Source organism: Sporosarcina sp. SG10008 (assembly GCF_044569405.1).
Classification (GTDB): Bacteria; Bacillota; Bacilli; order Bacillales_A; family Planococcaceae; genus Sporosarcina; species Sporosarcina psychrophila.
This window is the reverse complement of record NZ_CP172607.1, coordinates 3,334,262-3,357,404: the sequence shown is the minus strand read 5'-3', so window position 1 is coordinate 3,357,404 and position 23,143 is coordinate 3,334,262. Positions and strand designations below refer to the sequence as shown.

The following is a 23,143-nucleotide window of genomic DNA, read 5'->3' as shown; positions in this document are numbered from 1 at the left end:
GCTCTAAAGGGAAGAGGGTTAATTTCATTTGTTACATTATGAAACGCATAACTTAGGTCCTCAGCATGAGTGGGTCGTATTTCTTCATGGCTTGGGTGGGAATTCGAATATATGGTATAAACAAATAAAAGAGTTTAAAAAGCATTTCAATCTTCTCTTCATTGACTTAAGAGATCATGGCGGTTCTGCTAATTATGAACCTGAAATGCTGACATATACACCTGAAATTTTAGCTAAAGATGTCGTAATGGTAATGGATTCCCTTTCTATTGAAAAGGCTCACTTTGCGGGGATTAGTTTGGGTTCTGTTGTCTTACATGCGATGCATATTTACGCACCCGGTAGAATTAAAAGCATGATTTTAGGCGGGGCAATTATCCGGTTAACAAGTGTTGCGAAAGTGATTCTGAGAACAGGAAATTTGCTTAAAAGTGTGGTCCCCTATATGTGGTTGTATAAAACATTTGCACGTATCCTTATGCCTAAAGCACACCATAAGAAATCAAGGGACGTTTTCATCCTAGAAGCAAAGAAAATCCGTCAAAAAGGGTTTATTAAATGGTATCGATTTGCTGCCAAGGTTTGTGAAATTTATCCGCGAATTGATTGTGAAAAACATGAAATTCCCAAGATGTACATCATGGGTGATCAAGACTATATGTTTCTTGGCCCCGTTGAAGAAGATACGATAAAGGATAAAAGCGCTAGATTGCATATTATTGAGCAATGCGGCCATGTCTGTAATATTGAGAAGCATAAAGAGTTCAATCAAATAGCCATACAGTTTATCAAGGAACAAGTTAAAGTGGAGCAGGAATTATTAGCAACTAGTAAGCTTGTTAGTATTGCGTAATGTTAAATGAGGACCAGCCTGGATTGTGAGGGCTGGTTTTTTGTGTTAGTTAAAAAGCAAGAAGACGTATTTCGAGTGTACATTTACAACCCCATTGTAGAAAGTATGTTCCTAAGCATGTTATGATTATAGTAAAGATACGTAAAAGAATAGTGAAAAGGGTGGAAGCGTCATGGATAAGAAAGAACAACAGTTATTTGCACACTACTACAACAAATTTGTTGAAAGAAGTTTTGATGAAAAGGACTTCTATAGTTTCATGATGTTGGTTCGAGACGATGCGCATGGAATTGATAGTGTTAATGGGCTTGCCGATTTCATCACGCTGAGGGAGAAGAGCTCGGGATATGTAGGGGAGTACCTAGGAGACTGCAAACAGGTTATCGCAAATTTGGGTAATGGGGTCAAAGCTAAAAAAATTGAGGATATCTTCTCGTTTAAAGAAATAAGGAATGGTTTTAACGCGCTGTTTTTGAAAAATGGCTTTGAGAAATTACCTGCTGAAATCATCAATGATTTCATTTTATGCACGATTTCTTTATTGCAGGACGTAAAATTAGTATCGGGTAATTTGAATAAAGAAGTGGGACATCTGAGTTTTGCTGTTTCCAGCAAAGAAGTATTTTTGATGGGGAACATGAAGACGTTAAACAAAGGCCGCTATATTCCAGTTACATTTCAGGTTTTGTCTGTCAAGAATAGCTACGAGGCAATAACACCACAGGACAAAAATGATACACCGTATTTGTTTAACGAGGAACTGATTGAGGTTGTAAATATCGATGGAAATCTTGTAATAACGTTTCCGGAATAACTTTCTGGTGCAATGACATAAAACCTAAACTAAAACCAGCCAAGATTATAAATGGCTGGTTTTGCTGTTCATAGCTAAGAAAGTATACGTTTTTTTGACTTAGAATAATGTCTAGACGGCTCGGAGGCCCACAGGATGCGGGTTACGCAGCCATTGCCGTATTTTTCCGTTAAGCAAGATATGGGCAAGGCGATGAGTCTTGAAATGTCTGAACTAAAAGGCAAAGCTGAAGCTGGTTTGATCAGCAACGTTGTAAAAGCATTTTTGTAGTATAAAGAATTTCAGGTGCCACACTACGTGAAGCTATTCTGAAAATACAGTGGCAATCAGATTTACGGACCTCTTCCTGACTCCTTAGTATTATTATGGAATCGTATGATTTATTTTACTTTATTCCTAACACCGACACCCGCGCAAATTGTTTTCTGTCGAAAGACCCCCCAGAACAGGTACATTATAATCCATAAAAGCGCTCGAAAATTGCTATCTCAAAGAATAAAAAAACTCTTTCAAAATTACAAAGGCTAAGAAGTTCCATTAAATGATAAGTCGGAATGTTGTTGATTATTAAAAAGTATCGTTGTATTATTAACCTAATACTTATTAGGTGGGGATACACAATGAGAGAAAAATTATTGAAAGCGGCTATTTATCATTATTCACGTTACGGTTATCAAGGTGCAACGATGCAAAAAATTGCTACAGAAGTTGGCATTAAGCCTGCTTCCATCTACTTTTTTTACCAAAACAAAGAAGCTCTATTTATTGCAGCATTCCAGAAGTTATTAGAAGAACACTTTAGTCAGATGAAAAAAATTATGGATGAAGTAGAAAACTCCCCAATAGAAGAGATTTTCTGTAGTTTGCTACATGGTACTGTCTCATTCCATAAAGAAAAAGAAGAAGAAACGGCGGCTTATATTTCATTGATCACTTCTCCTCCGCCAGAGATAAAGCAGTTTCTGAAAAATCATATGGAGCAATTTGATAACTGGCTCATACAATCGCTAAACACTTCTTTAAAGCATTACTACCCATCCATTTCTGATCAACAAAGTGTCAATGTAACAAAACAATTTCTTTTACTAATGGACGGCATCTTTTGGGAAATGAATATGTACGATGAAAATATTTTGTCAGAGCAACTCCAACATGCTTTCCATCTAACAACTCTAATTTTGAGGGGTATTGAAGATGCAAAATGATTATGCTCGAGAAGTTGTACCGATGCATGAACGTAAGAAATGGTTTTCCATCAGTCTAATCTGGATTGCTGTTGGAATTGATTTATCTGCTATGCTATTTGGCGCACAACTCGGGGCAGGAATGGCTTTTAATGACGCCTTGCTGTCTGTGGTAATCGGATCTCTGATATTGGGTGTTCTAGCTTCATTTTGTGCATACGTTGGGGCGGCTACTGGATTATCAACGTCTATGATTTCTCGTTCCGCCTTCGGAAGTTCAGGCGCGAAAATTGTTTCGGCCTTTCTTGCTATCTCGTTAATGGGGTGGTTTGGTGTACAAGCTGGTTTTTTTGCCGAAAACGCAACTGTTGCTATCTCCGAGGCAATCGGAATTCAATTACCCATTCCGCTTCTAGCTGGAATAGGTGGATTGCTGATGATGTTAACGGCAATGTTCGGATACCGTGCAATAGAGAAGCTCAGTTCTTGGTCTGTACCACTATTAATCATATTAGTGATTCTCGCGGTTGGAATGGCCATCACTAAATTTGGCACTGCTAGTATCAAGGCCCCTGTAGAAAATACATTCTCGATAGGAATGGCAATCTCACTGGTGATTAGTATCTTTGTTGTAGGTGCGGTAATTTCACCGGACATTTCACGCTGGGCTCGAACAAAAAAAGATGCAGTTCTAGCTTCTTTCTTTGGTTTCTTTATTGGCAATAGTTTTATGTTGGTCATTGCGATGATTCTATCCCGTGTCATGAATGAAGATAATTTGACGACGATTATGCTGACTGTCGGTCTTGGGATTCCGGGTATTCTCGTATTGATTTTGGCGCAGTGGACAACTAATACGAGTAATGCTTATTCTTCTGGACTCGGTTTAGCTGTTATTTTTACAAAGACTAGTAAAGCGAAATTAACTTTTGCGGCAGGTACAATTGGGACGCTTATGGCCGTTTTCGGGATTTATGGAAACTTCATTAACTTCCTAAGTATTATCACAATGTTTATCGCACCAATAGGCGGTGTGTATACGGCCATTTACTATATAGGTGGGGCAAAAATGCTGTCATTTGAATCCTCTGCAAAGTACAAAGCATATCCGTTGATCGCTTGGGGGATGGGGACTTTAGTGAGCTGGATGACATTGGAGAATCCAATTGGACTGGGACTTTTCAAACTGACAACAATTCCATCTTTAGATAGTTTCATCATCGCTTTTGTTACACAGGGAATTTTTTGTTTTGTCATTAAACGTCAATTTACGAAGGAGAATCAGTATGAAGTGGTTAAATGAAGAAGATATCGAGCACATTGCAATCGGAGCATCCGTTCTTGGAACAGGTGGGGGCGGGGATCCCTATATAGGGAAATTAATGGCCCTTCATGCGATTCGTAAATATGGGCCGGTTCAAGTAATTACGATGGATGAGTTGAAAGAAGATCATTGGATTGTCCCTATTAGCGGGATGGGGTCGCCCAGTGTACTCGTCGAAAAAATTCCTTCATTCGAAATGTTAATGGCACCTTTGGTTGCGTATGAAAAAGCAAGTGGTAAAAAAATTGATATTGTTATGCCAATCGAAATTGGTGGGGTTAACTCATTGATTCCCGTGGCTGTAGCAGCAATGAAAGGCATCCCGATTTTAGACGGTGATGCAATGGGACGTGCCTTTCCAGAAGCTCAAATGGTTACTTTTCATCTTGACGGGCTAAAACCTGAATTGGTCACGATTGCAGATGAAAAAGGAAACACGGTCACGATTGAACCGGCAGATGGCCACTGGAGTGAAAAAATTGCTCGTAGTATTACTATCTCGATGGGAGGATCGTCAATTGTAGCTGATTATGGAGTGACGGGTACACAAGCGAAAAAAAGCGTCATTCCTGGTACATTGACACTTGCTCAAAAAATAGGTGAGATACTGAAACAGCCACGAAATGGAGCAGTGCATCCGATCGAACAAATGCTTACATTATTAGATGGACATCAATTATTTAGAGGAAAAGCAGTTGAAATTAAGAGGGGAATCGAGGGTGGATTTACGAGAGGGAAAGCTGTTTTTGAAGGCAGCGAAGAAAATGATCTTGATTCTTGCGTGCTATCCTTCCAAAATGAACATCTTCTTGCTGAAATAAATAACAAACCGATTGCTATGACACCAGATTTAATTGCTGTTTTAGATGAAGAAACGGGCATGCCCATTACAACAGAAGGTTTGAGATATGGAGCTCGCGTCATCATTGTAGCTTTCCCGGCGAACGAGAGATGGCGGACGCCAATTGGTATTGAGACGGCAGGCCCGCGTTATTTCAAGTATCCATATGACTATACGCAATTAGAAATACTGATAAAGGAGTTTGTGCCTTCATGATACGGTTAGGAATTGACGTTGGCGGTACCAATACAGACGGAGTTCTGTTGAATACAAAAAATGAAGTAATCTGCAGTACAAAAACGCCCACCACAAAGAATGTTTTTTCAGGGATTCAAACGACAATTAAAGAACTACTAGCTAGTTCTGCGGTCAATGTCAGAGATATTAAAATAGCAACACTAGGCACGACGCATTGCACAAATGCAATCGTGGAGAGGAAATCATTAAATAGAATTGGAATCATTCGCATTTGTCTTCCTTCTGGAACAACGGTTCCTCCACTTGTCGACTGGCCAGAAGATTTAGTCGATAAATTACAGGCTAAAACCGCTTTGATTCACGGAGGTTACGAATTTAACGGCTCCCCAATTACAGGTATTGTGCGAGATGAATTAATAGAGACTGTCGAGTTGTTTAGAGACTCAGTAGATTCGATTGCTATTACAGGTGTATTTTCTCCGGTTCTAGCCGATCAGGAAAAAGAAGTAGCAGCTTTTTTCCGACAGGAGTTACCGCATATTCCGATTTCCCTTTCAAGTGAAATCGGTACGATTGGTTTAATTGAAAGGGAAAATGCAACCATTTTGAATGCTGCACTTAAGAATGTCATCAAGCATGTAGCAGAAGGCTTTGAGCAGGCATTGGTTAATGAAAGTATTCATGCAAAAATTTATTTCGGTCAAAATGACGGTACACTGATGACTAATGTCTTTGCTCAAAAGTACCCGATTTTCACCATCGCATGTGGGCCAACCAATTCAATTCGAGGGGCTTCATTTTTATCGAAAGAGCGCAATGCAATTGTCGTGGATATTGGTGGTACGACGACTGATATCGGCGTATTAGCAAATGGATTCCCGAGACAAACTTCTCTTGCTGTTGAAGTGGGTGGTGTCCGTACCAATTATCGCATGCCTGATATCTACTCACTTGGTTTAGGGGGCGGTACTCAAGTAACTTTAGAAGACAGTGCATGGAAAATTGGTCCTGAAAGTGTGGGTTATCAACTGCCCGAGAAAGCACTCATCTTCGGTGGTGAAACACTAACTGTGACGGATGTTGCTGTAGGAGTAGGCATGATGCAGATGGAGAATGCGCAAGAAGAAAAACTTCTTTCCATTCCTACACAAGAAATTTACCCACAAATTGTCGAAATGGTAGAAAAAGCAATTGATCGCATGAAAACAAGCGGGGATGACGTGTCAGTCGTGCTGGTTGGTGGTGGTGCAGCCTTGATGCCTGCCACATTAAAAGGTGCGAGTCGTATTATCAGACCCGAACACGCGGGAGTGGCAAATGCAATTGGTGCAGCACTTGGCGACATTAGCGGTACATGTGAAAAAATTTACTTGCTCGAAAATCGCGCTCACCATGAAGTGATTGAAGAAGCAAAACAAGAAGCAATCCAAGCGGCTATTACGGCAGGCGCAGATCCTGATCAAATCGATATTATCCAGTTGGAAGACTTTCCATTGGCTTATATTCCAGGGGAAGCAATCTTGGTTAGAGTGAAAGTTGCTGGGCCTCTTTTGTTGGAGAGTGTGAAGTGATTTTGAATTATTTTGTAACCTGCTACTCTTTTTTACTTTTAAGGTTTTATCTGTTAAGAATAGCTACGAGGCAATAACACCATAGGACAAGAATGATACACCGTATTTGTTTAATGAGGAATTGATTGAGGGTGTGAATATCAAAGGGAATCTTGTGATAACGTTTCCTTAGTAATTATCTGGTTCAATTACATTGGGTGCAAATGAAAACCTGCCATGGACTGGACTAAGAATTCCTCACTCTACACGCTTCGGCGCTGGATGGTCTATGTCGAAATCGCATTACGTTATCTATAATTGCGGTGGAGATGAATAAAAGTCCTATTATGATGGATAGATTCAGAAATCCCTACTCTACACGCTTTGGCGCTTTGTGGATGCCTCCCGCGATAAGCCAGAAAGAAGACCGCTTTCAGTCTTATCGCTCCGGCTACCACGAAGACGCGCCTTCGCTGGATGTTCCAATGTATTTTTATAGAATATAGTATCCCTGTTTTTATTTTAAGGAAGTGTCACTTTCTTATAGAGGATCACATAATCTTTGAAAAGTTAGCAAAGAATACAATATACGTCGTGCTAGAGTGCCCGAAATTACATCTTCGGGCACTTACCAAGTTATCTATTCATTTCTTTCAAAGCAACTGCATTTTTGGCTTGAATAGTGTAGGAACGCAGCAGGCGATTAGTCGCAACAGGAGTCACTTCTAGCTGCTCTTGCCCCTCGGTAAAAAAGTGTCGTGATTATTTCGCCGAAAGCAGGCCGGAAATATTCCAGTGAAAATGGCGGTATTCAAGCCCTTCTCGCCAGTGTTTTAGGTAGGTGAATGGTTAATCATCAGACGTGTTAACTAAATGACATAAAGTCCAAATTAAAACCAGCCAAGATCGTAAATGGCTGGTTTTGCTGTTCCTAAGCTATGTATTACGCGGCACTACTGGACAATCTCCAGTCAGATTATGCTTGGTATTCTTTTTCACCTTCCGTCGAAAGTGCCCCCGTGCGGGACAGAGGAGTGCCGCCTCTCTGTGATTAGTAGTATATGCGCGAATGCCTAGACATATACCTGTTGATCGTCTCACCGGTGTAACGAACAAATCTAGCGACAAGCGGTGTTGGAAGAACATTCTATTTGTTAAATGCCGACTATCTATATAAGTTGAACTAATGATCTTATAAATCTCCAGCGAAGGCGTCTACTGGGGTAGCCGAAGCAATAAGACTGACAGTGGTTTTCTGTCCGGCTTATTGTGGGAGGCATCCCCTAGCGCCGAGCGTTGTTGGTAGGATTCTTTATTTCAACTTATATAGTACAGATTTTAGTGTGCTACTGCTGAATGGGTAGTGGCCTTTTTTGAGAAAATCCACCAAGTAGTAGCTTTCCATGTGGTATCAATTTTTGAATGATGATTGAAACCACGATTGGAATGACCAATCCAAATGCTGTGAATCCAATAATGCCATATGTGAAGTAATCATTTAACAAAATATCTGTAAAGATGTGCAAGTACATGATCGTTAGGGAGTGCTTCTCGATCCTTTGCAGCCAATTGAGTGACAGTTGAGTAGCGATGAGTTGGAATACGCCCACCAATACAAGTGTGAATGAAAGTGGAATGATCAAATCTAAAACGAAATGTTCATAACGCAAAAATTTCATGCTCAAATGATAGTCAATTACATTAAAGTTATCAAGCAAAACTGCTGTCACACTACCGATCAATCCCGCGGTTAACCATCTTTTCGAAACATTCATCCAAATACTCTTCATATAATAACCGAGTGAAAAATAGACGACTGCCATGAGTGCAACATCGATGTTCCAAATCATTGGGATTGTTTGAGAAGCAGTATCTGGTGATCCACCAATGACGCGCATCGCAAACAAACTTTCAAAATGGGCAATACTATAAAAGATAGCCAAAATAATAATTTGTTTCGTACGACTAAAGTATTTTGTCATCCATAAGAAGAACAAATACGTAAAGAAAAGCGTAGTTACAAACCAGAATACACCATATGCACCACGTGCAAAACGTCCGCCGACAGCGAGTGTCCACAAATCATTTACATACCATGATAGATCCATATTGCCTGAACCAATTTCTATCCCGTAACGAATCAGCGTAATGCTGACGAGGAAAAACAAATAGGGGACAATCAATTGCATAAAACGTTTTTGAATGGACAGTTTCATTAAGCCCTTTTCTACAACAGGCTTAAAAAACAAACCACTTAAAATAAAGAATGCTGGCATGTGAAACCAATAGATATACTTCGCCAGTGGGAAATCGAGCTGTCCAGGATAATGACCAATGACGACAAGAATCATTAAAAATCCTTTGGTGACATCCACCCAGGATAAACGTTTCTTATTCATAATCAAACTCCTCAAGAAAATTGACGTATATCTAGTGTACAACGTATCAGTAGTTGGGAACGGTATGTAACAGAATTGACTCGGGATTGAAAGAAAGGTAGCAATGCTTGGAGATATTTCCTTGATTTATTACGGATAACTAATTTAACTGACTATTTAACGTGGTTGGATAGAGAAGCTACAGGGGAACTATCAAGGCACGCACCTTTCAAAGCAGCAATGTTCCAATATAATTGACTTAGAATCATCTATATTCAAAAAAACACCCCTCGATGATTTTTAGTCGGGGGGTGTTGTCTCGTCACTTCATGTATTCAATTTCAACTTATATCGCGTAATTACTTCCACAACCTCATCCCGAGTCTCATGCAACAATGGAAGGGCAATGTTTTTTTGTTCTTCTTCTATTCTATATGAAGGACCCGCTACCGTGATTGAGCCGATAATTGTGCTATCGACTAGTAGCGGAACTGCAAGTGCGACAACGTCAGGTGTATATTCACCTTGGCTTTCGGCCCAGCCATTTTTGCGAATTAAAGATAACTCATTACGCAAATCAGTAGAATCTGTCATCGTTTTCCCAGTGTATTTCACTAATTCACCAGTAATCACTTTTTCTCTGGTTTCTTCAGACATATATGCCAATATTGATCGGTAAGAAGCTCCTACATAAAGTGGAGCACGGCTGCCGGCTGAAACAGAGAACTTTACCTTGTTTTTAGGTTCGATTACCATCAGTGTGACAGCTTCTCCCTTATCCAGGACCGTTAGAAAAACAGATTCTCCTGTTTTCTCGCTTAACTTCTCTAGAATAGGGTTAATAAGAGTACTAATATTTAGTCCCTCATAAAAAACCGTACCCAATTCCCAAACAACTGAACCTAATGAGTATTGTTTAGTAATCGGGTCTTTACTGACGAAACCGTTCCGTTCCAATGTCTCCAGAATTCGATAGATATTGGTGTGATTCAGTTCCATTTCATGTGCTAATTCCCGGCCACCCCAAACAGGCTTGCTTTTGGAAAACATTCTCAATACCTCTAAAGCTAGATTCACTGTCTTTAACATTAATATACTCCTTTTATACGAGCAATTATAGATATTGGATATCATACTATCATCCTACTATTTTTCGTATAGGAAATCAATTACAGCCGCAGCATACACTTTTGCGCAGCGGATTATATCTTCTACTTGTACTTTTTCATTGTAGCCATGGATACTTGGAAGATAGGCAGGCCCGTATTGTAAGACTGGAATATTATAATCTCTAAAATGTCTTGCATCACTGCTTGCCCACTGCATAACGCCATAAGCTTCATGATCAGTAACGAACGTAATATTGTCCACAATTGCGCGGCAAACTGGATCTTCTGCAGAAGTGTAGTTAGCATGACTTTTAAATCCGAACAATCGAATGGAATAACGGATGCCTAAACTATCTAAAGCATCTTTTAGATACAGAGAAACTTCGTCATGTGTAATTCCGAATGGTAGGCGGCAGTCTACTTGTACTTTACAACTTTCTGGAATAATATTTGATTTTGTTCCACCTTGAATTGTTCCGATGTTAACCGTGATTTTTTCCAGCACAGGCTGAAATTTCAGTCTGTCTTTTTCAACTTCGCGCATATAGCGTTGGGATACTTCGATTAACGGTTTAATTTCATCCGGGATGGTAATGTTTAGATCCCATAAATCTTGAATTTTATCGATGGCTTTAATGGCATCAGTGATTGCATTATTCCCGGCAATTGGTGAAAGACTACCGTGTCCTGGTGTACCGAACACCTCGAGCTCAAACCAGTAAGACCCTTTTTGACCGATCGTCGGGTTGTACGGAGAAGAAGGTTCTGCGATGAGTGCACCATCGCCTGCAATCAGCTTGTTTTCGAGTAACCAAGGCACCCCGAATTCGCCACCCGTTTCTTCATCGGGAACTATCGCTAATGTTAATTGTCCAGGAAGCTGAATGTCCATCCGTTTCATTAGACCGTAAACAAAAATGAGTCCCGCTAGTCCAGCTTTCATGTCACTCGCACCGCGTCCGAGCATCCAGCCATCTACAACCTCACCAGAGAATGGATTGAAATCCCATTTCGTTAAATCGCCTGCTGGAACAACATCCGTATGCCCGCAATAAATGAGATTTTTACCTTCTTTGTTGCCATACGAAGAGATCAGGTTGAACATTTTGTCGCTTGCCTCGTGCCACTCAGGCTCTAAATCATATTGTTTTAAGTAATCTGTGATAAATTGGCTGATATCCGTAGAGTCTCCCGGTGGATTTTCACTTGGAATTTGGATAAGGGAACTGCATAGTTCAATTAGTTCGTCTTTTCTTTTTTCAACTTCATCGATTAATAATTGCTTGAGTGCTATTGTATCAGTCATACTGCTTCCACCTTACTTCCTTTTGTTTGGAGGTGATTCATTGTGCCGTATAGTTTTTCAATCAATTCAAATTCAGTCTCATCGTAGAAGTCACATTTACCTTCACCAAATGATTTTGCAACTTCGATTGCAAAACGAACAACTTGTTCAACATCAGTAGGGTGGGAAGCACCGGTTGCACAGCCGGCTACAGCCGTTTCTGTCGTAATTGCAACTCCGACAACCGGTGCATTCGTTGCAACAGCAGGCTGTAAAATACTGTTTACATGGTAAAGTCCATTGCCATAAGGCGTAATATCCTGTGTTGTAATAGGTAGTGTGACAGGCAGGATTCCTGCAGATTGTGTGTAGATGTGTAAAAGATCATCACTGACTTTTAGTATGTAACCAGCTTTTACTGTAGGTGTAATTGCAAATCCTTTATGGTTCGTGATCATATTTCCCTTTGTCGTGTCAATGGAGATAATAGCATCCATTTCAGCCGTAACTTCATGTTGATTCATCGCAAGGATATCAACAGGCGAACCCATAAAAGCAACCGGCTCATGAGGAGTTGTCGGAGCATCTGGGCAAATATGTGTTGTTAACACGATATCGCCTTTCAGGTCATCACCTTTTCCAGACATATCAAGAAGTTTAGCAGCAGTAGAAATACATGCCAGCGCGCCATCTCCATCAGAAACGAAGCCCTTCATTTCCGGGCGTGCACCGATACCGCCTAAACGTCCGATAATACCGAGAGTAGGGGAAGTACCGCCTTTGGATTTTCCATTTTCGCCTGCAAGTGTAATTTTGATGAAATCAGTGGATCCTTTTTCACCGAAAACTGTTTCTACAGAAATGTCCCCGTTGGAAGAGATACCTTCCAAATAACTTTTGATGCTTTCTCCTGTTACAAACTTACTATCCATTAATTCAAGAACTTCCATTACGTGTTTGAGTGACATATTCATTTCCTCCTAGTTTTTAATATAGATGACAAGCGACTTGGTTTTCTGGTTCGATTGTCTGCAATACAGGTGCGTCGGTTTTACAAATATCCATCACATATTGACAGCGTTCATGAAAAGCACAGCCTGAAGGTGGATTAACCGGACTTGGTACGTCACCTGTCAAAATGACACGTTCCTTGTGTTCGAACGGATTTTCTTTTGGAATTGCAGAAAGCAGGGCCTTTGTATAAGGATGCTTCGGATCTTCGTAGAGCTGTTGGAAAGTACCTGTTTCAACGACTTTCCCTAAATACATAACTGCAATACGGTCACACATATAACGAACGACGTTTAAGTCATGTGAAATGAAAATATAGGTCAAGTTAAATTCCTTTTGTAAACTTTTAAGTAGATTGATGACCTGTGCTTGTACAGATACATCTAACGCCGATACCGGTTCATCGCAAATGATGACATCGGGATTTAGCGCAAGAGCACGTGCAATATTGATCCGCTGCTTTTGACCACCAGAAAATTCATGCGGATAACGGCGGGCATGGTAGCTACTTAGCCCAACTGTTTCCAATAGTTCGTGCACCCGTTGTTTACGGCTTTCTTTCGTGCCAATATTATGAATAACTAAAGGTTCGGCAATTAAAAACTCAATCGTCTTCCGTGGATCTAGTGAAGCATCAGGATTTTGGAATACCATTTGTATCGATTTCCTTGCTGCACGAACGTCTTTAGCGGATAAAGTTGCTAAATCTTTACCTTTAAACTCTACAGAACCAGCAGAAGGGTGAACAAGCTGATTGATTAGGCGTGCTAATGTCGACTTGCCGCAACCTGATTCACCCACAATACCGAGTGTTTCGCCTTTATAAACATCGAAGTTCACGCCATCAACAGCTTTGACACTTTGATGCGATTTCACAAAAGGAATGGCACTATGAATAGGAAAGTGTTTTTTTAAATCACGTACTTTTATAATCGATTCAGTCAACGTACATTCGCTCCTTTCTTTCTAAACGAGTCGTTGTCGTTTGGAAATGGCAGGATACAATATGATTCTCTTCTACTTCAATTGGCTCAGGTTTTGTTGTTAAACAAATCTCTTGGCCGAACGGACAGCGGTCATAGAAAGGACAACCCGGCATAGGCTTTCTCATGTCAGGAGGACTTCCCGGGATGGCAGGCAATTTCTCACCGTGAATTACGTCTTTTGTAATTTGTGACTCTAGTAACCCCCATGTATATGGATGGAGAGGGTTATTAAAGATTGTTTCTACCGTTCCGGATTCAACAGTTGAACCGGCGTACATGACAATCAATTTGTCGCACATTTCCCAGACAACACCAAGGTCATGCGTGATCATGATGATAGATGTATCGTTTGTTTGTTGCAATTTTTTCATCAAATCTAGAATTTGCGCTTGTACCGTAACGTCCAGTGCAGTTGTAGGTTCATCTGCAATCAATAGCTTCGGATTACATGACAATGCAATCGCAATCATAACCCGCTGCCTCATGCCCCCCGAAAACTCGTGCGGATACATGTTAATTCGCTTTTGAGGTTCCGGAATGCCGACCACTTTTAACATTTCAATCGCTTCTTTTTTAGCATCTTTTTTGGATATCACTTTATGGTTTCGAATCGCTTCGATGATTTGATTGCCAACTTTGAACACTGGATTCAAGCTCGTCATTGGATCTTGGAAAATCATTGCGATGTCATTGCCTCGTATCGCTTTCATTTCTTTTTCAGAGAGCTTCAGCAAGTCTTTGCCATCGAAATTGATGGTCCCGCCGGATATTTTACCTGGGGGGGAGGGGATTAGCCGCATTAAAGCGGTAGCTGTTACGCTTTTACCCGATCCGGACTCCCCGACGATACCGAGTGTTTCTTTTTTATTTAACGTGATATTTACACCATTTACGGCTTTCACTACAGAGGAGGAAGATCTGAATTGAACGTCTAAGTCCTCTATGCGAAGTAAAGTTTCCGACATATTCATCCCTCCAATCGTCAAATTTTCATTTTCGGATCTAGTGCGTCACGCAGACCATCACCGAATAAGTTAATACCTAACACCGTTATTAATATAGCGAGTCCTGAGAACGTAGCCATTTGAGGATTCAAGACCAGGAAATCTTTCCCGTCTTTCAAGATGCTTCCCCAAGAAGCAGTAGGTGGCTGGACGCCGAGACCTAGGAAACTAAGGGCAGCTTCTGAAATGATTGCGCCTGCAATGCTCATCGTTCCATATACAATCAGCGGCGCTAAACAGTTCGGCAAAATGTGATAGAAAATAATTCTTGGATGTGTGGCTCCCAATGAATTCGTAACTTCTATAAACTCCTCTTCCTTAACACTTAAGACTTGTCCACGAACAATCCGTGCAAATCCTGGAATATTAGCAACTCCGATTGCAATAATAACGTTTACCAGTCCTTGACCAAGTACCGTCATTAACGTAATTGCCAAAAGAATAAAAGGAAATGCGAAAAGTCCATCCATCGTACGCATAATAATCGAGTCAAGTTTCCCACCGAAATAACCAGCTAACAGGCCAAGCAAGGTACCTAAAATGGCCCCAAGCAGAACAGCTGAAACACCGACGATAAGGGAGATTCGGGCTCCATAGATAATTCGACTGAAAAGGTCACGGCCATAGTTATCAGTGCCTAAAAGATGACCTTCAGTTCCAGCACTCGCAAGTGTATTCGCAAGATCCATACTATTGGGAGTGTGTGTTGCGATTAAAGGCGCAAATACAGCTACGATGACCATTAAAATAGTAACTCCTAATCCAAAAGCGGCTAATTTATTTTTGAACAGCTTTTTAAGAAAACTCGCTTCTTTTGGAATTACATTATCCTTGGCAGTTGGACGAGAACTAGTAGGCTGAGTCAGTGTCATTTTCCACCGCCCCCTTTTTTCGAGAGATAATTGACTCGCGGATTGACAACTTTATAGAGCATATCTACTAGCAAGTTGACGACAACAAAGATGATGGCGATGAATAATACAGTTCCTTGTACAACGACAAAGTCCCTTTTATCGATGGCATCGACAATCAATCGTCCCATCCCCGGCCAGCTAAAGATTGTTTCTGTTAAAACTGCTCCTCCAAGTAGCATTGAAATTTGCATGCCTAGCACCGTCAAGATGGGTGTAAGAGAATTTTTAAAAGCATGTTTTGATATAACCCAAAACTCGCTGACCCCTTTTGCACGTGCCGTTTTAATATATTCTTGTGATAAAACCTCTAACATACTAGATCGTGTTATCCTGGCGAAAGTCGCCATTGGAATGGTGGCAAGTGTGATAGCTGGTAATGCAAGATGCTTGAGATAAGGGATGAGCCCTTCACTTAAGGTTCCCATTCCTGTTGCAGGAAACCACCCTAAACCTACGCTGAAATAAAGAACTAACATAACACCGAGCCAAAAAATGGGCATCGACACGCCGATTAGTGAAATTAACATAACCACATAATCCAAAATGGAGTTATGACGAGATGCAGAAATCATTCCTGCCGGGATACCAATAACCAGCGCAATGATTAATGCGGCTACTGCCAGGACAAGCGTATTTGGAAAGCGCTCCATGATCAATTCCGTTACGGGTTGGTTATAACTTAATGAAGTGCCAAAATCCCCTTGTAGCAAACCAGTTATATAACTGAAGAATTGTTGATATAAGGGTTCATTTAATCCCAATTGCTCCGTCAGCTTTTCTATATCTTCTACGCTGGCGGTAGGGCCTAGCATAACGGCTGCGGGATTTCCGGGTATTAGACGTGTAATGATGAAGACGATAATAGCTACAACAAAAACAGTAGGTAATAAATCAATCAGTCTTCGAAGAAAGTACTTACCCATTCACTTCCACCTCTCATTCTATTATTCTGAAACACTGGTTCACAATGTGAATTTAGGATAGCGTACCACCCTCTGAATAAAAAGTAAATGGTAAATCTTTAGAATTCTTAATTACCTGTGAGCCTTATAATGAAGTGACTTTTTGAATAATTATGCACGTTATAAGATATTAGAATCTTTTAAAATAATACTTTACATTTGATGATAAATCGTGTTAAGTTAGTAACTAATTTAACGCTGTTGAATCAGTGGTTCACAGTGTGAATCAAAATGGAAGTGGGGGGATTATATTGGGATATAAAAGGGCGAAAATGTTTTTAGTTGGTATTTCGCTGTTACTCGTATTAGCTGCTTGTTCAGGAAAGTCATCCACGCCAAGTTCTGATAGTAAGGACGGAGACAAAGGGGGAGAAAATAGTGGGGAACCTCAAGATGGAGGGACTTTGCAAATTGGCCTCTCAGCAAATCCACAAACACTTGACCCGGTTAAATATACAGGCGTATACGAATCACAAGTTATGCGTTCGGTTGCAGATACACTCGTAGTTTATAGTAAAGACTTGAGCGAGATCACTCCATCGCTCGCAACAGATTGGCAAATCTCTGACGACTTGCTTGTCTACACGTTCCAACTAAGGGACGACGTCTTCTTCCAACCTGGTGAATACCAAGACGGCCGTCAAATGACTGCCGAAGATGTAAAATATAGCTTGGAAAGATCAGTAAATGAATCTGTCATGAACAGACTTAATGGCGTTACAAAAGTAGATGTATCAGGTGAATTTGAAGTACAAGTCCATCTTGAAACTCCTAATGCTGCTTTGCTAGCTGTATTGACTGATGCTGGTAACTCAATTGTGCCAAAAGAAGAGGTTGAAGGATGGGGCGATGAGTTCGGTGCGCACTTAGTGGGTACAGGTCCGTTTGCCATTAAAGATTGGAAAAAGGATCAGCAAATTGACTTGGTAAGAAATGACAAGTATTGGGGCGGTAAACCGCATTTAGATGGTGTACGGATGAAAGTTATTGCGGACCCTAATATGATGACAAACGCATTGCGTTCAGGCGATATCGATGTCGCTTTGGATGTTAAAGGACAAAATAGAGAATTGATTAACAAAGACGAGAACTTTGAATTACTAACTATCCAAGCGCTATCTATTACGTATCTTGACTTGAATAATAAAGTTGGACCAACTGCGGACGTTAAAGTTCGTGAAGCGATTTATAAAGCAACAAATGTTGACGAACTAGTATCTGGTGTTAACCAATGGGGCGGTGCTGTCCGTTCTTATCTGCCACTTCCTACTGGATCTTGGGGCTACGATGAAGAACTAGAAAAACTAGTCCCAACTTATGAACCGGAAAAAGCGAAAGAGTTGCTTGCTGAAGCAGGCTATCCAGATGGCTTTAAAACAGAAATTTACGTTGGGGCAGCGCGAGTTCCATACGCAACAATCTTCCAAAATCAAATGAAAGAAAACCTCAACATCGATGTAGAAATTAAAGTCGTAGAGTGGGGAACTTACAGTGACACGGTATCTAAAGGGAATGCACCGATGTCCATTGGCGGCTGGTCATGGTATCCAGACCCGTACTTCTTCCTTTATCAGTTGTTCCACACAGATCAACTTAGTGCTTTAGGAAACGGGAAAGGCTATGACAACCCTGAAGTTGATAAACTGTTAGATCGTGCATTATCTGAAACGGCCGATCAAGATGAACGCGCAGCAATTTATCAAGAAGCATTGAGAATTATCTTGAAAGACGTTCCGCGTATCGAAATTGATGTTCAGGAAGCAACAGCGGGCATCAGTAAAAAAGTTCAAGGATATGAAGTGTCTGCGGATAACTCTATCCAAATCGTTCACCCGAACGGAGCAAATGTTTGGATTAAAAAGTAAGTAGTAAAATAGGTATTGCTGAAAAAAGTAGAGGGTCTGAGTCTCTGCTTTTTTCAGCGTATATATGAGGAGGAGTCATATGACAACTGTTATTAAAAATGGATGGGTACTAGATTCCAACAGTGGGGTGTTTAGTAAACAAGACATCTTTTTCACGGATGAATTATTGGCTAGCTGTGATGAAAGTACGATTTCTAAGACGATAGATGCTACTAATCTATACATTACACCCGGATTGATTGACACTTGCTCTCAAATTGGATTACGCGAAACAGGTGTCCGTTGGGAAGGCAATGATTCCTATGAGCCCCAACAAGAAGATCCGACACAACTATCTGTGACGGATGGCATTTATCCGTTTGATCCTTCATTTAAAGATGCAGTTGCATCAGGAGTCACAACTGCACATATCCTGTCCGCGCCTAACAGTGTGATAGGTGCAAAAACGGCTATCATTCATATGAATGGTTCTACCGTTGAAGAGATGCTGATTGATAATGAAGTAGGTTTTTCTTTTTCGATGGGTGATATTCCTAAAAAGTCCTTTATGGAACAAACAAAGATGCCTTTAACGCGAATGGGTATTGCTCAAAGGATTAGGACTACACTGAAGCGGTTAAAAAGATCAGGGGAATTGGACAACAGAAAAGTATTTGTAAGATGCCATCGAGCGGATGATATCGAAACCGCAATCCGAATTTCAAAAGAAGTGGATGTGCCAATCACATTAGTTCACGCGACAGAATGCGGACTAGTCGATAAAGAAGTATTGACGCATTCCAACAGTAGTATCGGAGGACCCAGTTTTCAAGCGATTGAACGATTGGAGCTGAAGAATCTGAAACCGGCGCTCTACAAAACGCTTCAAGATTCAGGCTTACGCTTCGGCTTTGCGACCGATCACCCCGTCAATTCTGTTACACATTTAAAACTCGAAGCATCGCTTGCTTTTCGCGAAGGGGTTTCATCTGAAGATGCATTGTTAGCCTTAACGAAAAATGCAGCTAAACTACTGGAAATCGATCATTTAACAGGCTCTATTGCACCCGGACTATTTGCCGATATCGTTATCTGGGATCAGCATCCGTTAAATTTAACTGCAAATGTCCTGCATACCTTCATTAAAGGACAAGAAGTTTACCGTAAAGGAGGATTTTAATGGTTACTGTATTGAAAAATGCCACACTTTATACAATGGACAAATCGAATACAGTCATTCAAAACGGTGAATTTTGGATACAAGGCGGTTTAATCACACATATAGGCACTGAAGTTCCTATTCCAAGCGAAGCTAAAGTAATCGATTGTTCTGGAAAGGTGATAACGCCAGGTCTAATCGATGCGCATACGCATGTCGGGATATGGGGAGAGATTAGTGAGCAGATAAATGATGCCAATGAATACTCAGATCCTTGGACGCCTTCGATGGCAGCAGTAGATGGGATTGATATTCGCCACTTTTCATTTGACTTAGCGGTTGAAGGAGGAGTAACTACGATTCAGACAGGTGCAGGCAGTGCGAATCCAATAGCTGGTACATGGAGTATCATGAAAACTGGTGGAGGAAGTTTGGAAAAACGTATTCTTGTAGAACGCAGTGGCTTAAAAGGAGCGCTTGGGGAAAATCCTAAAAATGTTTTTGGCAATCAATATCAAAAAAAACCGATGACGCGGATGGCTGTTGCAGATATTATACGTCAAGGTTTTCGCGATGCACAAAAATTGACGAAAGAGCAACGGGAAGTGGTAAGGGAAGATGAAAGTGAGCTAATGCCCTTTATACAGGTATTGGAACACGATATGCCGTTACGTCTACACTGCCATCGCGCTGATGATATTGCGACTGCTATCCGAATTGCAAAAGAATTCGATGTGTTGCTATCGCTTGAACATTGTACGGAAGGGCATATGATGTTGGACGCGGTTAAGAATAGCGGAGCGAGTGTGACGCTTGGTCCATTCATGTTGCCAGCAAGTAAATATGAAACGAGAAATTCCACGCCAATGGCACCGAAAATGTTTCATGATGCGGGAATACCATTTGCAATCATGACGGATCATCCATTTATTCCGATTCAATACCTTATTTATTGTGCTGCGGAAGCAGTTAAATTCGGATTGGATGAAATGGTAGCTTTAAAAAGTGTTACATATGAAGCAGCTCGACTTATGGGCGTAGACGAAAAGGTAGGTTCACTTGAAATTGGAAAGCATGCAGATTTTGTCATTTGGTCTCATCAGCCATTCCAGGCCCAAGCAAATGTACTCTCAACATATATTAATGGTGAAAGTGTGTACGAAAAGGGATTTGTTGAATGAAGAAAACTCTTTGTATCCTTACAATTGGGCAAAGTCCAAGGGCCGATATGATTCCAGCCATCACTCAATACTTGCCGAAGAATTTACGATTAATAGAAAAAGGTATACTGGATGATTTATTAACATCAGAAATTGAAGCACTTGCGCCTGTGGATCGTAAAAAAACATTAGTTTCACGGCTACGTGATGGCTCGAGTGTAACGCTAGGGAAACAATTCGTGGTTAGCGCATTGCAACGGCTAATAGATGAATGTCAGATGGAAGACATTGACACAATATTACTTGCTTGTACGGGGAAATTTGACCTTTTTGATTCTGCTATACCTATCGTTTATCCGGACTATTTATTGAGCCATGTCGTTAAAGGCTTATTTAAAGAGGGGGAATTAGGTATCGTCGTCCCATTACTTGAGCAATCACAAAGCATTACGGAAAAGTGGGACGATGCAGGTTTTACTTGTTCCGTTTTAGCGAGTTCTCCATATGACTTTAAAAGTGAAAATTTAATTAATGTTGCAAAGGAAATGGACAAGTTGCCTGTCACTGCGATAGTGTTAGATTGCATGGGATATACGGACGAAATGAAGAAAATTATGGTTGAGTATACTACAAAACCAGTACTTGTTGCGCGTAATGTAGTGTTTTCTTCACTAGCTGAGATGTTGTGAATAATTTAAAGCGAAAGGGTGGAGAAAAATTGAAAGACTTTCAACAAACGGTCGCAACGTTAATGGTCAATAACTTCTCGGTCGATAAAACCGTCAATATTCTCGTTCTTACGGATGTCAGCACCGAAAAACTAGGCAAGAAGTTCAGTGATGCACTGGAGAAAGACGGATGGCAAGTGAGTTCGCTTATCATGGAAGACAGAACAAAGTCTGGCGAAGAACCACCGGAAGCAGCTGCGAATGAAATGTTAAATTATGAACTAGTCTTTTGTTTGACGAAACATTCACTGACACATACTGTCGCACGAAAAAACGCAAACGCAAAAGGTATCAGTGTCATTACAATGCCAGGCATTACGGAAGATATGTTCCTGAATGGGGCGATGGCTGCCGATTACAGCGTAGTGGAACAAGAAACAAATGAAATGACTGCCAAACTAACAGCTGCGAAAAAAGTAACAATTCGCACGGGAGGTCAATATGAATTGGTCATCCCGATAGACGGAAGGAATGGTGTTCCAAGTACGGGAGTATTCCGGGAAAAAGGGGCTTCTGGTAACCTTCCATCGGGGGAAGCTTATATTGCACCGATTGAAGGAACAGCTGAAGGAACAATCGAAATAAACGGCACGATTTCTACGATAGGATTACTAGAAGAACCAGTCATCCTATCGATTGAAAAAGGTAGGTTAACGACTGCAAGCGGCAAAAATGGTGAAAAGTTGCTAGAAATACTGGGCGAAGGTGACGGACGACTGCTTTGCGAATTTGGTATTGGCACGAACTACGCTGCCCGATTGACGGGCATTATACTGGAAGACGAAAAAGCCTATCATACGATACATGTGGCATTTGGCTCGAATCATACGTTTGGCGGCACCATTAAAACAAATGTGCATATCGACTGTGTAACGAAAGAACCTATTGTTGAGTGGGATTGAGTGGATAATAGCTAATCATACGTGATATAAAAATGAAACAGCTCGGATTCAGTTAATGAATCTGAGCTGTTTTGAATGGAGGTTTTCAAAGGGACAGGCTGTCAGAATATATAAGACTGTCGCCCGATCATATCCCAAGGGGAACGATCATATATCCCGTCCAACCGATCATATCCCAGGTAGAGCGATCGTATAACCCGCCCAACCGATCATATCCCATTTTGAACGATCATATAACCCGCCCAACCGATCATATTCCATGTAGACCGATCATATATCCGACTTAACCGATCATATCCCATGTTGAATGATCATATATCCCGCTCAACCGATCATATCCCATATTGAGCGATCATATATCCCGCTCAACCGATCATATCCCATGGCGAGCGATCATATAACCCGCTTAGCCGATCATATCCCATGTTGACCGATCATATAACCCGCCCAACCGATCATATCCCATGTTGACCGATCATATATCCCGTCCAACCGATCATATCCCATGTTGAATGATCATATATCTCGCTCAACCGATCATATCCCATGGCGAGCGATCATATATCCCGCTCAACCGATCTTATCCCAGGGGGAACGATCATATATCTCGTCCAACCGATCATATCCCATGTTGAACGATCATATCTCCCTTCCAACCGATCATATCCCATGGCGAGCGATCATATAACATATCATTCTTGCTAGCCGACCCACTGCAAAAAAGGTCTATCTGCTATAAAGAACTTGTTTGTCTCTGATGGACTAATGCACTCCAAAGAGTTGGCAAATGTTTTTCGCAAATGTGAAATTGATGTATGGGGTTGAATCTTAGCCTTTTGATATTCGATATCTGGCCAAAGTAAATCGATAAGGAAGATCATCAACTACAATCGAGTGTATGATGAAAATACCTCCTTTCAGTGTAAGAAACCCAGCA

The 23,143-nt window shown here is 41.0% G+C and carries 20 protein-coding genes; 12 read left to right on the top strand and 8 right to left on the bottom strand.

Translation table 11 applies throughout. The features are described 5' to 3' along the window. The first annotated feature begins 28 nt into the window (after nucleotides 1-28). The 7 genes from ACGLYD_RS15840 (at nucleotide 29) to ACGLYD_RS15810 (ending at nucleotide 6,785) form a co-directional block, all read left to right on the top strand. Nucleotides 29-853, top strand: coding sequence for an alpha/beta fold hydrolase (locus ACGLYD_RS15840; RefSeq protein WP_399629138.1), 825 nt, complete (start codon nucleotides 29-31; stop codon nucleotides 851-853). 172 nt (nucleotides 854-1,025) lie between these two features. Continuing rightward, nucleotides 1,026-1,667, top strand: a complete 642-nt coding sequence (locus tag ACGLYD_RS15835; protein ID WP_399629136.1) for a hypothetical protein — start codon at nucleotides 1,026-1,028, stop codon at nucleotides 1,665-1,667. 135 nt (nucleotides 1,668-1,802) lie between these two features. Beyond that, entirely contained in the window at nucleotides 1,803-1,937 is a 135-nt protein-coding gene (locus ACGLYD_RS15830; RefSeq protein WP_399629134.1) for a hypothetical protein, read from the top strand. 350 nt (nucleotides 1,938-2,287) lie between these two features. Then, on the top strand, nucleotides 2,288-2,872 hold the full coding sequence (locus ACGLYD_RS15825; protein WP_067212581.1) for a TetR/AcrR family transcriptional regulator: 585 nt from the start codon (nucleotides 2,288-2,290) through the stop codon (nucleotides 2,870-2,872). Next, nucleotides 2,862-4,154, top strand: a complete 1,293-nt coding sequence (locus tag ACGLYD_RS15820; protein WP_399629130.1) for a cytosine permease — start codon at nucleotides 2,862-2,864, stop codon at nucleotides 4,152-4,154. The genes ACGLYD_RS15825 and ACGLYD_RS15820 overlap by 11 nt, the downstream gene beginning before the upstream one ends. Further along, nucleotides 4,138-5,232 (top strand): DUF917 domain-containing protein, encoded by a 1,095-nt coding sequence (locus tag ACGLYD_RS15815; RefSeq protein ID WP_399629127.1) that lies wholly within the window; start codon nucleotides 4,138-4,140, stop codon nucleotides 5,230-5,232. The genes ACGLYD_RS15820 and ACGLYD_RS15815 overlap by 17 nt, the downstream gene beginning before the upstream one ends. After that, entirely contained in the window at nucleotides 5,229-6,785 is a 1,557-nt protein-coding gene (locus tag ACGLYD_RS15810) for a hydantoinase/oxoprolinase family protein (RefSeq protein ID WP_399629124.1), read from the top strand. The genes ACGLYD_RS15815 and ACGLYD_RS15810 overlap by 4 nt, the downstream gene beginning before the upstream one ends. A gap of 1,325 nt (nucleotides 6,786-8,110) precedes the next feature. Here ACGLYD_RS15810 and ACGLYD_RS15805 read toward each other — a convergent pair. The 8 genes from ACGLYD_RS15805 to ACGLYD_RS15770 form a co-directional block, all read right to left on the bottom strand. After that, complete coding sequence (locus ACGLYD_RS15805) at nucleotides 8,111-9,163, bottom strand: acyltransferase family protein (RefSeq protein WP_187045845.1); 1,053 nt, start codon at nucleotides 9,161-9,163, stop codon at nucleotides 8,111-8,113. Between the two features lie 306 nt (nucleotides 9,164-9,469). Beyond that, nucleotides 9,470-10,231, bottom strand: a complete 762-nt coding sequence (locus ACGLYD_RS15800; RefSeq protein ID WP_342539123.1) for an IclR family transcriptional regulator — start codon at nucleotides 10,229-10,231, stop codon at nucleotides 9,470-9,472. A 57-nt stretch (nucleotides 10,232-10,288) separates the two neighbouring features. Then, entirely contained in the window at nucleotides 10,289-11,557 is a 1,269-nt protein-coding gene (locus ACGLYD_RS15795) for an ArgE/DapE family deacylase (RefSeq protein WP_342539122.1), read from the bottom strand. Beyond that, nucleotides 11,554-12,504: a DUF1177 domain-containing protein gene (locus ACGLYD_RS15790; protein WP_338655095.1), complete on the bottom strand. Its 951-nt coding sequence runs from the start codon at nucleotides 12,502-12,504 to the stop codon at nucleotides 11,554-11,556. The genes ACGLYD_RS15795 and ACGLYD_RS15790 overlap by 4 nt, the downstream gene beginning before the upstream one ends. Nucleotides 12,505-12,523: 19 nt before the next feature. Next, nucleotides 12,524-13,492 carry a dipeptide ABC transporter ATP-binding protein gene (locus tag ACGLYD_RS15785; protein WP_342539121.1) on the bottom strand — a complete coding sequence of 323 codons (969 nt, stop codon included), beginning with the start codon at nucleotides 13,490-13,492 and terminating at the stop codon, nucleotides 12,524-12,526. Further along, a complete protein-coding gene (locus tag ACGLYD_RS15780; RefSeq protein WP_342539120.1) occupies nucleotides 13,485-14,498 on the bottom strand; it encodes an ABC transporter ATP-binding protein in 1,014 nt (337 codons plus the stop codon). The genes ACGLYD_RS15785 and ACGLYD_RS15780 overlap by 8 nt, the downstream gene beginning before the upstream one ends. A 17-nt stretch (nucleotides 14,499-14,515) precedes the next feature. Beyond that, a complete protein-coding gene (locus ACGLYD_RS15775; protein WP_399629117.1) occupies nucleotides 14,516-15,409 on the bottom strand; it encodes an ABC transporter permease in 894 nt (297 codons plus the stop codon). Then, complete coding sequence (locus ACGLYD_RS15770; protein WP_187045838.1) at nucleotides 15,406-16,374, bottom strand: ABC transporter permease; 969 nt, start codon at nucleotides 16,372-16,374, stop codon at nucleotides 15,406-15,408. The genes ACGLYD_RS15775 and ACGLYD_RS15770 overlap by 4 nt, the downstream gene beginning before the upstream one ends. Before the next feature lie 311 nt (nucleotides 16,375-16,685). Here ACGLYD_RS15770 and ACGLYD_RS15765 point away from each other — a divergent pair, with 311 nt between their 5' ends. The 5 genes from ACGLYD_RS15765 to ACGLYD_RS15745 all read left to right on the top strand — a co-directional run bounded on the left by ACGLYD_RS15765 (nucleotide 16,686) and on the right by ACGLYD_RS15745 (nucleotide 22,206). Then, nucleotides 16,686-18,278 (top strand): ABC transporter substrate-binding protein, encoded by a 1,593-nt coding sequence (locus ACGLYD_RS15765; RefSeq protein WP_399633267.1) that lies wholly within the window; start codon nucleotides 16,686-16,688, stop codon nucleotides 18,276-18,278. 79 nt (nucleotides 18,279-18,357) lie between these two features. Further along, nucleotides 18,358-19,437, top strand: a complete 1,080-nt coding sequence (locus tag ACGLYD_RS15760) for an amidohydrolase family protein (protein WP_399629114.1) — start codon at nucleotides 18,358-18,360, stop codon at nucleotides 19,435-19,437. After that, a complete protein-coding gene (locus ACGLYD_RS15755) occupies nucleotides 19,437-20,597 on the top strand; it encodes an amidohydrolase family protein (RefSeq protein WP_399629111.1) in 1,161 nt (386 codons plus the stop codon). The genes ACGLYD_RS15760 and ACGLYD_RS15755 overlap by 1 nt, the downstream gene beginning before the upstream one ends. After that, nucleotides 20,594-21,265 carry an AroM family protein gene (locus ACGLYD_RS15750; protein WP_399629109.1) on the top strand — a complete coding sequence of 224 codons (672 nt, stop codon included), beginning with the start codon at nucleotides 20,594-20,596 and terminating at the stop codon, nucleotides 21,263-21,265. Before ACGLYD_RS15755 ends, ACGLYD_RS15750 begins: the two co-directional genes overlap by 4 nt. A 29-nt stretch (nucleotides 21,266-21,294) precedes the next feature. After that, nucleotides 21,295-22,206 (top strand): aminopeptidase, encoded by a 912-nt coding sequence (locus tag ACGLYD_RS15745; protein ID WP_399629107.1) that lies wholly within the window; start codon nucleotides 21,295-21,297, stop codon nucleotides 22,204-22,206. The last annotated feature ends 937 nt before the right edge of the window (nucleotides 22,207-23,143 follow it).